The 10,324-nt window shown below is 74.7% G+C and carries 7 protein-coding genes; 3 read left to right on the top strand and 4 right to left on the bottom strand.

Annotated features, from left to right (window positions below; all coding sequences use genetic code 11):
- Window positions 1-752 precede the first annotated feature (752 nt).
- The 4 genes from HCN52_RS17040 to HCN52_RS17025 form a co-directional block, all read right to left on the bottom strand.
- Entirely contained in the window at window positions 753-1,016 is a 264-nt protein-coding gene (locus tag HCN52_RS17040) for a hypothetical protein (protein ID WP_168089318.1), read from the bottom strand.
- A gap of 148 nt (window positions 1,017-1,164) precedes the next feature.
- The gene (afsR, locus tag HCN52_RS17035; protein ID WP_168089317.1) at window positions 1,165-4,140 is read right to left on the bottom strand and encodes an SARP-family global regulator AfsR; all 2,976 of its coding nucleotides are present in this window, start codon (window positions 4,138-4,140) and stop codon (window positions 1,165-1,167) included.
- Window positions 4,141-4,154: 14 nt separating this feature from the next.
- Entirely contained in the window at window positions 4,155-4,796 is a 642-nt protein-coding gene (locus HCN52_RS17030; protein WP_168089316.1) for a response regulator transcription factor, read from the bottom strand.
- Window positions 4,793-6,559 (bottom strand): ATP-binding protein, encoded by a 1,767-nt coding sequence (locus tag HCN52_RS17025; protein ID WP_168089315.1) that lies wholly within the window; start codon window positions 6,557-6,559, stop codon window positions 4,793-4,795. The genes HCN52_RS17030 and HCN52_RS17025 overlap by 4 nt, the downstream gene beginning before the upstream one ends.
- A 512-nt stretch (window positions 6,560-7,071) precedes the next feature.
- Here HCN52_RS17025 and HCN52_RS17020 point away from each other — a divergent pair.
- From HCN52_RS17020 to HCN52_RS17010, 3 genes are read left to right on the top strand one after another with little or no spacing between them, the layout of a single operon-like run.
- Entirely contained in the window at window positions 7,072-8,061 is a 990-nt protein-coding gene (locus HCN52_RS17020) for a Bug family tripartite tricarboxylate transporter substrate binding protein (protein WP_168089314.1), read from the top strand.
- Window positions 8,061-8,726: a tripartite tricarboxylate transporter TctB family protein gene (locus HCN52_RS17015; protein WP_168089313.1), complete on the top strand. Its 666-nt coding sequence runs from the start codon at window positions 8,061-8,063 to the stop codon at window positions 8,724-8,726. Before HCN52_RS17020 ends, HCN52_RS17015 begins: the two co-directional genes overlap by 1 nt.
- Window positions 8,727-8,728: 2 nt before the next feature.
- On the top strand, window positions 8,729-10,276 hold the full coding sequence (locus HCN52_RS17010; protein WP_168089312.1) for a tripartite tricarboxylate transporter permease: 1,548 nt from the start codon (window positions 8,729-8,731) through the stop codon (window positions 10,274-10,276).
- The last annotated feature ends 48 nt before the right edge of the window (window positions 10,277-10,324 follow it).

Genomic DNA, 10,324 nt, shown 5'->3' with positions numbered 1-10,324 from the left:
GCGGCACCCGGCGGGTGCCCCACGGTGGGTGTGCCGGGCAGGCGCCTCGGGCGGATGCTGCGGCCGGGCGTGCCGGACGGGTGCCGCCCGGGTGACGCCGGGCCGGCCCAACGCCGCGGCGCGGTCGGGCCGTTCGGTACGCCCCCGGCTGCCCTCGCCGCCGCGAGGCGGGGCCGTACCACCGTGGGACCGTGCCGGGGCGGAGCCCCTGGCCGGCCCGGCGTCGGCCGTTCCCGGCGCCTCACCGGTCGGATGCCGGTCGGCGCCGGGCGGATGTGACGGGAGACCCGCCGGTGCGGCGCGCCGCTCGAACGGGTCGGCCGCTGTGCGTCCTTCAGGGACGGACCGGTCCGGGACGGCCCCCTGCCGCTGCCCGGACCGGTCACTGCTCCGGTGCCGCCGGTGCCCCCCCGGGCCCCCCAGCGGCCTGCACCGTTCGTCGTTCCGGAACCGAGCCCCCCCGGTGTCCGGCGACGGCCCGTGCGCCCGGACGGAGCCGCCCCACCCCCCAGTGGGGTGGCTCCGCCCGCGTACGGGCCGACGTCACCGGCGCAGCCCCCCCAGGCGGCGTCCGGTGGTCGAACGGTGACCGGCACCACCGAGGGCACCGGACCGCGTTGCCCTCCCCGTTGGGGGGCAACTCGTGGCTACAGCGTGGCAGTAGCCGCTAAACGTCTGCTAAACGGCCGCCGGCCGGCTGCGGCTGCTGCTTGGACGGGGCCGTGCCGACGGGCGGCTGCGGACGCCGTTGCTCAGACGGCGGGCGTCCCCGTGGCGTGGTTGTCGCCGAGGGTGCCGGCGTCGCCGGGCTTCGGCGTACCGGTGGCGTGGTTGTCGCCGAGGGTCCCCGTGGTGCCGGAGGCCGGGGTGCCGGTGGCGTGGTTGTCGCCGAGGGTCCCCGTGGTGCCGGAGGCCGGGGTGCCGGTGGCGTGGTTGTCGCCGAGGGTCCCGGCGTCCCCGGGCTTCGGCGTACCGGTGGTGAGGTCGTCCTGCGGCTTGGGCGTGGTAGTGGTCATGAGGTGGCTCCCTGCCGGATAGCGGACCGTGCTGCCGTCGCCGAGTCGGCGCGGTGACCGCCGGCCGTATCGTGCTGCCGACGGTGGCCCGGACGTTGCCAGCGCACGATAAACGTTCGCTTGACGCCGACGCTCCGGCAGCGCGCCGTCACTGGCTGCCGCAGTCCACCAGCCGCCGCATCTCCGCGGCCTCGGGGCGCCCGGCGCCCTCGTAGAGGCGCAGCGCGTTCCGCCAGCAGACCTGCGCACGGTCGTCCTGACCCGAGTCGTGCAGCGCGTGCCCGAGCAGGCTGAGGACGTTGGCGCGGCGCCACTCGCCGCCGACGTGTTCCAGCAGGCCGAGGGCCTGCTCGGCGAGAGCCGCGGCCTCGGCCGGCTCCTTCCGGGCGCGGCGGAGCTCGGCCAGCCGGAAGGTGGTCATCCCCTGCCAGATCTGCTGTCGGTTGCTGTTGAACTCCGCGAGTGCCGTGCTCAGTTCGTCCAGGGCACGGTCGTGGGAGCCGGCCGCGGTCAGCGCCATGCCGAGCGCGTATCGCGCGTTGGCCAGCCGGAGGGTGGCGCCCAGCCGTCGGTACGCGCGGAACGCCTCCTCGGCGAGGGAGACCGCCGACTCCAGCCGGCCGGCCCCCAGATGGACGCGCGACATGTTGCTGAGCGCGCTGGCCTCCCCGGACCGGTTCCGGTCGGCTCGGAACGCCGCGAGCGCCGCACGCAGGTGGTCCTCGGCCGGTCCCAGCTCCTCCCGGTAGAGGGCGATGATCGCCCGGTCGTTGTGGGCGTTGGCCACCGTGACCGGGTCGGCGGTGCAGCGCGGCAGGGCGAGGACCGCCGCGGACTCGGTGTCGGCCTCGTCGATGCGTCCTGCCATGCGGTGGCTGTGCGCCAGCGAGATGCCGGCCCGGCCCTCGGCGGTCCCGTCGCCGGCCTCGCGGGCGGCAGCCAGCACGGCGCGTGCGCACCGCTCGTAGTGCAGCGCGTAGGCGCCCGACTCCGCGAGGTCCTTGGCGGCGATGAGGGTGTCGACCGCTGCCCGCAGCGTCGCACCGCGGGCCGCGAGCCGGGCGGTGGTGAGCAGGCTCTCCGCCTCGGTGAAGAGCCAGTCCAGTGCCGCGTCGGGGTGCGGGAAGTCGAGCCCGGGGCGGTCGGTGGCGGTCAGGTGCTCGATGGTGCTGTCACCGGGCCGTTCCATGGCGAACACGCGCTTCGCGGTGGCGAGATGGAAGTCGAGCAGCCGTGCCAGGGCGGCCTCCCGAACCGGCGGCTGCTCGTCGCGTTCCGCGCAGGCGCGGGCGAAGAGCCGCACCAGGTCGTGCATCCGGTAGCGGCCGGGTGCGGCCGACTCGACCAGGCTCGTGTCGACCAGCGACTCCAGCAGTTCCTCCGCCCGGTCCGGCTCCTCGTCCAGCAGGGCCGCCGCGGCGTGGAGCGAGATGTCGTGGCCCTCCGCGAGGCCGAGCAGTCGGAAGATGCGGCGCTGCGCCGGGGCCAGTTGGCCGTAGCCGAGTTCGAAGGTCGCCTTCACGGCGAGGTCCCCGGCGGTGAGTTCGTCGAGCCGGCGCCGCTCGTCGGAGAGCCGGCGCGCCAGCGCGGCGACGGTCCAGGTGCGGCGGGCGGCGAGCCGGGCGGCGGCGATACGGATCGCCAACGGCAGGAAGCCGCAGGCGGCGACGGTGTCCATGGCGGCCTCGCGCTCGGCGTGGACCCGTTCGCCTCCGACGATCTTGGCGAAGAGCTCGATGGCCTCCTCCGGGCTCATCACGTCGAGGTCGACGAGGTGGGCGCCGGCGAGATCGACCATGCGGACCCGGCTGGTGACCAACGCGGCGCAGCTCGGGGCGCCGGGCAGCAGCGGGCGGATCTGGGCGGCGTCCCGGGCGTTGTCGAGCAGGACCAGTACGCGGCGCCGGTCGAGCAGGGAGCGGTAGAGCGCCGCCCGTTCGTCGATCCCTTCGGGGATGGTGGCCTCGGGCGCGCCCAGTGCCCGCAGGAAGCCGGCCAGCACCGCGGCGGGGTCGGCCGGCCCCGCCGACTCGCCGCGGAGGTCGACGTAGAGCTGCCCCTCGGGGAAGTGGTCGCGGGCCGCGTGCGCCACGTGCACCGCCAGGGTCGTCTTGCCGACGCCGCCGATCCCCGCCAGCGCCGAGACGGCCATGACGGAGCCACCCGCGGAGGCCAGGCGGTCGCCCAGCTCGCGCACCATGGACTGGCGGCCAGTGAAGTCACCTACTGCTGCCGGGAGTTGACGCGGTTCTACCGCCGCTTCCGCTGCGCGGTCCGGTTGCGGCTCCGGGGCGAGTGCCTCGTCGGCCGCGAGGATGCGCCGGTGCAGCTCTGCCAGTTCGGCCCGGGGCTCCACCCCGAGCTCGTCGATGAGGATGCGGCGGCCGTCCGCGTAGACCGCGAGCGCCTCCGCCTGCCGCCCGCCGCGGTAGAGCGCCAGCATCAGCAGCTCCCGCAGCCGCTCCCGCAGGGGGTGCGCGGTGGTCAGTGCGGTCAGCTCCGACACCGACTCCGCGTGCAGCCCCGCGCGCAGCGCGGCCTCCAGCCGCGCCTCCCGCACCGTCAGCAACCGCTCGGCCAGCCGGTCCCGGTGGCGCTCGGCGGCCGGCCCGGGGATGCCGGCGAGCGGTTCGCCCTCCCACCACTCCACGGCCTCGCCGTACAGCCGGTGGGCCCGGGTCGGGTCGCCCTGCTCGTCCGCCTGCTCGGCCGCCCGCACCAGCGCGTCCACCTCGGCCAGGTCCACGGTGTCGGCCGGCCCCAGCCGCAGCGCGTAGCCGCCGGCCTCGCTCACCAGCGCGGTGGAGCGGTCGCCGAGGGTCTTGCGCAGCCGGGAGGCGTAGGTCCGCAGCGTGGCCAGGGCGTGGGTGGGCGCGTCGACACCCCAGATGGCGGCGAGGAGTTCGGCGGCGGTGGCCGGCCTGCCCCGGCGGAGCAGCAGCTCCGCCAGCAGCGCCCGCTGCTGCGGGGTGCCCGCGGCCAGCGCGGTGGCGCCGTCGTGGACGAGGACCGGGCCGAGCACTGTGAAGCGCAGGCCGGTGGCGGCGGGAGCCGGTGCCGCACCGGTTCCCGCTCTGGGCTGGGGGACCCGCGCCCCGGCGTCGGCTCCCTGTCCGGCCGTCATCTCCACCTCTGCTCTCACCGGTGCGCCCGCCGCCACGCGCCGTCCGCGCACAGGTGCTCCAGGTAGCGGCGGGCGGTGACCCGCGAGACACCCGTCCGTTCGCTGACGTCGACCGCCGACAGGTCGCCGTCCGCCTCGCGCAGTGTCCCCGCGATCAGCTCGTTGGTCGCGGTGGTGAGCCCCTTGGGCAGCGAGCGGCCCGCCGCCGCCGGCCGCAGCAGACCGAACAGCCTGTCGACGTCGTGCTGGGTCGTCGCCGGTCCGGCGTCCACCATGCTGCGCCGCGCCACGGCGTAGCGCTCCAGCTGGTCGCGGAGGGCGGTCAACGGGAACGGCTTCAGCAGGTAGTGCACCGCGCCGCCGTGGAGTGCCGCTCGCACCTGCTCGATGTCGCGGACCGCGGTGATCACCAGGAAGTCGACCGGGTGGGTGCCGCCCTCCGGGGCACGGACGGCACGCAGCACGGAGGTGCCGGTGCCGTCGGGCAGGTAGAGGTCCAGCAGGACCAGGTCGGGGCGGAGCCGTTCGATCTCGGTGAGGGCGTCGGACGCGGTGTGCGCCACCCCGATGGCGGTGAAGCCGGGCAGCGACTGCACCAGCTCGTGGTGGTTGCGGGCGACCCGCACGTCGTCGTCGACGACCAGCACGGTGATCATCCGCGACCTGCCCTTCCGTGCGGCTCCGGCGCGCCCTCCCGGCGGGCCGGCGGCACGGCGGCGGTGCCGGCCGCGCCGGGGCGCGCCCCGTGGGACGTCCCGGACTCCGTGTCGGGCAGGGGCCCGGACTCCGCATCGGGCAGATAGGCGGTGAACACGGCTCCCTCTTCGTTCCCTTGCGTCAGTACCTCCACCCCGACGGTGCCCCCGCGACTTTCGCAGACCTGCCGGACCAGCGCCAGCCCCAGGCCGCGGGTGCCGCCGCGGGAGACCTTGGTGGTGAAGCCGTACTCGAAGATCTCCTCCGCCAGGCCGCCGGCGACCCCGCGCCCGGAGTCGGTGACCCGCACCTCCACCAGGTCGTGCGGCAGCTGGGCGGGGACCGCGGGGTGGGTCCGCACCAGCAGCTCCACCCAGCCGCCGGGCCCGCTCTCGGCGACCGCGTCCAGCGCGTTGTCGACCAGGTTGCCGACGACCAGCAGCACGTCGTCGCGGAGTGCGCCGCGCAGCCGCTCCGGCACCTGCGTCATCGGGGAGAGCCGCAGTTCGGAACCGCGCTCCGACGCCTGCGCCGACTTGGCGAGGGCGAGGGCGGCGACCGCCGGGTCCGCCACGCTCCTGCTGATCTCACCGCTGGTCAGCGCGTGAGCAGCCGAGAGGTCGGTCAGGTACTCGCGGGCCTCGTCGACCGCGCCCAGCTCCAGCATCCCGGCCACGGTGTGGATGCGGTTGGCGTACTCGTGGGACTGCGCCCGCAAGCCCCGGGTCACCGTCCGCGCGCCGTCCAGCTCCCCGGTGAGGCGGTCCAGCTCGGTCCGGTCCCGGAACGTCACCACGGCGCCGGCGGCGCGCCCCTTGACCCGGACCGGCATCCGGTTGCAGACGAGGATGCGGGCGCCGACCAGCACGATGCGGTCCTCACCCGGGTCGGCGCCCGAGACGACGTCCAGCAGCCGATCCGCCGGACCCAGCTCCGCGAGCGGCCTGCCCTCGCTGTCCTCCGGCAGCCCCAGCATGCGGCGCGCCGGGGGGTTGAGCAGTGTCACCCTGCCCTCGGTGTCGACCGCCAGCACCCCTTCGCGGACCGCGTACAGCAGCGCCTCGCGGCCCTCCAGCAGCGCGGTGATCTCCGCCGGCTCCAGGCCGTGCGTCTTGGCCCGCACGCGCCGCGACAGCACGAACGCCCCGGCCCCGCCCAGGACCAGCACCGCGACGGTGGTGCCGAGGATCGAGGGGAGGGCGTTGTTCACCTCGGTGTCGATCTCCGAGGTGAGGATGCCGACGGAGACGTAGCCCACCAGCCGCCCGCCGGCGGTGCCGTCGTGGGTCAGCGGGACCTTGGCGCGCACCGTCGTGCCGCGGGTGCCGGTCTCGACCCCACTCCACTCCTCGCCGTCCGCGGCCGGCCCCGGCGGTGTGGAGACCAGCTCGCCGATGAGCTCGCGGTCGGTGTGGGACATCCGGATGCCGTCGGTGGTGGCGACCACGATGTACTCGGCGCGGGTCGCCTCCCGGACGGCCTCGGCCCGGGGGGAGATGACCGCCGCCGGGTCGGGGGTGTCCATGGCGCCGCCGACCTCGGGGATCGCGGCGACGGACCGGGCGATGGTGAGGACCCGCTCCGCGTACTGCCGGTCCAGCTCGCGGTCGAACTGGGCGATCCACAGCGCCCCGGTCGCGGCGAGCGCGAGCGCGAGCAGCGTCGCGTAACCGACGAAGAGCGAGCCGGTGAGGGAGAGCGGTCGGGGGCGGGGCACGCGCATGGTGGTCCTGGCGGTTCCTCGGGAGCGGTCGGGGTCGGGTGCGGTGGCAGCGGACGGGGGTGGCCGGGCGCTCCGTGTCGAGACGTTAGTCCGGCGGGCGGCGGGACGGGCGGGCGGCGGTGGGCACGGTTCGGAATCGGTTCCGCCACCGCACGGCCACCGGGCCGGGGTCCTCGACCACCGGACGGCGCTGGGGCGGCGGGGAGGAGAGTGCCGCGGCGGCGGTGCCGTGCGGCACTTGGCGTCCGGGGGCAGGGGCCCGAGCAGCCCGTCGGCACGGCCCGTGCCGACCCGGTACCGGTGAGTCAGGTCACACCCCGATCACGCCGGTGCGACCAATACGACCAGTATGACGCCAGTGTTAACAGCTCTCGTACGCGCCTGTAACCCCGCTCACACTGTGGTGCACCGCGGTGCGGCGGCTCGGACGGGCCCGCACGTGGTGAAGAGCCGACGCCCGCCTCTCGCGGTCGGCCCGGACCGTGAAGGCAAGGCAGGAAAGGACGTGCGGGATGAGGACGCCCAAGGCACTGGGACGAGGTGCGGCGATCGCCGCGGCCTGCGTCCTGGTCGGCGTCGCACTGGTCGACGTGCGCCAGAGCGCCGCATCGGGCAGCGGCCCGAACGAGAAGCTGATGCTGATCGCCCCCGCCGCGCCCGGCGGCGGCTGGGACACGCTCGCCCGCGAGATGCAGAACGGCATGCGTGAGGAGGACCTCCGGTACAACATCGAGGTCTCCAACGCGGAGGGCGCCGGCGGCACCATCGGGCTGACGCAGACCGCCAACCGGCAGGGCCAGGCCAACGTGCTGACCATGTCGGGGCTCGGCATGGTCGGAGCCGTGGAGACCCTCGGCTCCCAGCACACCATGGCCGACGCGACCCCCATCGCGCAGATCGCCTCCGAGTACCTCGCCGTCGTCGTGCCGGCCGACTCGCCCTACGAGACGCTGAACGACCTCGCGGAGGACTGGGAGGAGCAGGGCCGGCAGCTGCCGGTGGCGGGCGGCTCGATGGGCGGGGTCGACCAGATCTTCACCGCCCGGATCGGGCAGGCGATGGAGGTCGACCCGGCCGTCATCAACTACCTCCCGTACTCGGGCGGTGGCGAGGTCGTCACCTCGATGCTGTCCGGCACCTCCAAGGTCGGTTTCGGCACGCTCGGTGACTTCAGCGACCAGATCGACCGCGGTGCGCTGCGGGCCCTGGCCGTCTCCTCCCCGGAGCGGCTGGAGGGCGTGGACATTCCTACGGCGCTGGAGCAGGGCTTCGACGTGGAGATGTCGAACTGGCGCGGTGTCATCGCCCCGCCCGGCATCACCGACGAGGAGGCGCAGCGGCTTCAGGAGCTCGTCGCCGACCTCCTGAAGACGGACTCCTGGGCCGACACGCTCAAGCGCAACAGGTGGACCGACACGTATCAGGACCGCGCCGAGTTCACGGCGTTCCTGGAGGAGGAGATCCTGGTGACCAGGGAGACCGTGAAGGCGCTGGGGCTGTGATGGCGAACCGCGACGAGACCCCGGCGACCGGCGCCGACGGCGCCCCGACCGCCGCCGCCCCGAGCGGTACGGAGCCGGCCGGTACACCGCCGGCCGGGACCGAGCCGCGCGGGACCGAGCCCGCAGCGGTCGAGGAGGCCGCAGCCGAGGAGGCCGCGCCCGCGCACGACCCGGAGACCGCACCCTGGACCGGACCCGGCGCCTGGATCTTCCCCGGTCTCGTCGCCCTCTTCGGCGTCATCGCCGTCTGGGGAGCCCTCACCATCGAGGCACCGCCCAACAGCGCACCCCCCGGGCCGGGCGTCGTCCCCGGCGTCATCGGCGTGCTGCTGCTGGTCGTCGCCGCCAAGATGGCGTTCGACAACCTGCGGGTGGCGCGCGCCGTCGCCGCCGGGACCGACCTCGGCCCGCCCGCGCCCCCGACCGAGTGGTCGCCCGTGGCGCTGACGCTCGGGGCGCTCGCCGTCCACGTCGCCCTGCTGGAGCCGCTCGGCTGGCTGCTCGCCGGCACCCTGCTGTTCTGGGGCGTCTCCTACGCCTTCGGCGCCCGCAGCCCGCTGCGTGACGCGGTCGTGTCCCTGTCCATGTCGGCCGCCGTACAGGTCGGATTCTCGTTCGGTCTGGGCCTGAGCCTGCCCGGCGGTGTTCTGGAGATGGTGCTGTAACCATGGAAGCCCTCAACCTCCTCGGCGAGGGTCTCGCGGCAGCGCTGACCCCGAACAACCTGCTGTGGGCCCTGTGCGGCGTGCTTCTGGGCACCGCCGTCGGCGTCCTGCCCGGCATGGGCTCGGCGATGGCCGTCGCCCTGCTGCTCCCCGTCACCTTCCAGATGGACGCCACCAGCGCGTTCATCCTCTTCGCCGCGGTCTACTACGGCGGCATGTTCGGCGGCGCCACCACCTCGATCCTGCTGAACACCCCAGGGCAGGCGTCCTCGATCGCGACGATGTACGAGGGCCACAAGATGGCGCTCGCCGGCCGGGCGCCGCAGGCGCTGGGCACCGCCGTCATCGGCTCCTTCGTCGCCTCCATCGTCGGCACCCTCGCCGTCGCCATGTTCGCGCCGACCATGGTGAACTTCGCCCTGAAGTTCGGCCCCGGCGAGTACTTCGCCCTGACGATCTTCTCCTTCGTCGCGGTCGCCGCCGTCGTCTCCGGCTCCGTCATCCGCGGCCTGGCCTCGCTGCTCATCGGCCTCGCCATCGGCCTGGTCGGCATCGACAGCCAGAGCGGCGCCCCTCGCTTCGACTTCGGCTCGTCGGTCCTGCTGGACGGTGTCAACATCATCATCGTCACCGTCGGCATGCTGGCGCTCGGCGAGGTGCTCCACGTCGCCGCGCGGGGACGCAACGCACCTGACCTCCGCCGCATCCGCTCCGGCAAGCCGTGGCTGAAGAAGCGCGACCTGCGCCGCTCCTGGCCCGCATGGCTGCGCGGCACCGCCCTCGGTACCGCCTTCGGCCCGATCCCGGGCAGCGGCGCCGAGATCCCCACCTTCCTCTCCCTCGGCGCGGAGCGCCGGCTGGCGAAGCGGCGCGAGCAGCGCGGCGGCGAGAAGAGTGAGTTCGGCAAGGGGGCCATCGAGGGTGTCGCCGGCCCCGAGTCCGCCAACAACGCCAGCGCCGCCGGCACCCTGGTGCCGCTGCTCGGCCTCGGCCTGCCGACCTCCGCCACCGCGGCGATCATGCTGGCCGCCTTCCAGCAGTACGGTCTGCAGCCCGGACCGGTGCTCTTCGAGCGCAACGGCGACCTGGTGTGGACCCTGCTGGCCTCGCTGCTCATCGGCTCGGTGCTGCTGCTCGCCATCAACCTGCCGTTCGCCCCGCTCTGGGCGAAGCTGCTGAAGCTCCCCAAGCCGTACCTGTACGCCGGCATCACCCTCTTCTCCGTGCTCGCCGTGTACGCCATCAACGGCTCGGTGGTGCACCTGGTGATGCTGCTGGTCATCGCCGCGCTCGCCTTCGGGATGCGCCACTTCGGCGTGCCGGTGGCGCCCGCCCTGATCGGGGTGGTGCTCGGTCCGATCGCCGAGACCGAGCTCCGCCGGGCGCTCGCCGCCTCCGACGGCGACCCGTCGATCCTGGTCGGCAGCGGCATCTCGATCGGGCTGTACGTCCTGGTGGTGATCGCCGCGCTCCTCCCCCTGGCGGCCAAGGTCCGCCGGGCGCGCCTGGCGGAGAAGTCCGGCACGGAGCGTGCCGGCACCGCCGCCTGACGCGGGGTGCGCCCGGCCTTCCCCCTCCGGCCCCGGGCGCACCCCGCG

Origin of the sequence: Streptomyces bohaiensis (assembly GCF_012033785.1) — a bacterium.
GTDB lineage: Bacteria > Actinomycetota > Actinomycetes > Streptomycetales > Streptomycetaceae > Streptomyces > Streptomyces bohaiensis.
This window is presented reverse-complemented; position numbering and strand designations above follow the sequence as displayed.

What these genes read in the sequence shown, in the direction of transcription:
- HCN52_RS17030 (WP_168089316.1), bottom strand. Translation starts at nt 4,796, where the DNA reads ATGATCACCGTGCTGGTCGTCGACGACGACGTGCGGGTCGCCCGCAAC.
- HCN52_RS17010 (WP_168089312.1), top strand. Translation starts at nt 8,729, where the DNA reads ATGGAAGCCCTCAACCTCCTCGGCGAGGGTCTCGCGGCAGCGCTGACC.
- HCN52_RS17025 (WP_168089315.1), bottom strand. Translation starts at nt 6,559, where the DNA reads ATGCGCGTGCCCCGCCCCCGACCGCTCTCCCTCACCGGCTCGCTCTTC.
- HCN52_RS17020 (WP_168089314.1), top strand. Translation starts at nt 7,072, where the DNA reads ATGAGGACGCCCAAGGCACTGGGACGAGGTGCGGCGATCGCCGCGGCC.
- HCN52_RS17040 (WP_168089318.1), bottom strand. Translation starts at nt 1,016, where the DNA reads ATGACCACTACCACGCCCAAGCCGCAGGACGACCTCACCACCGGTACG.
- HCN52_RS17015 (WP_168089313.1), top strand. Translation starts at nt 8,061, where the DNA reads ATGGCGAACCGCGACGAGACCCCGGCGACCGGCGCCGACGGCGCCCCG.
- afsR (WP_168089317.1), bottom strand. Translation starts at nt 4,140, where the DNA reads ATGACGGCCGGACAGGGAGCCGACGCCGGGGCGCGGGTCCCCCAGCCC.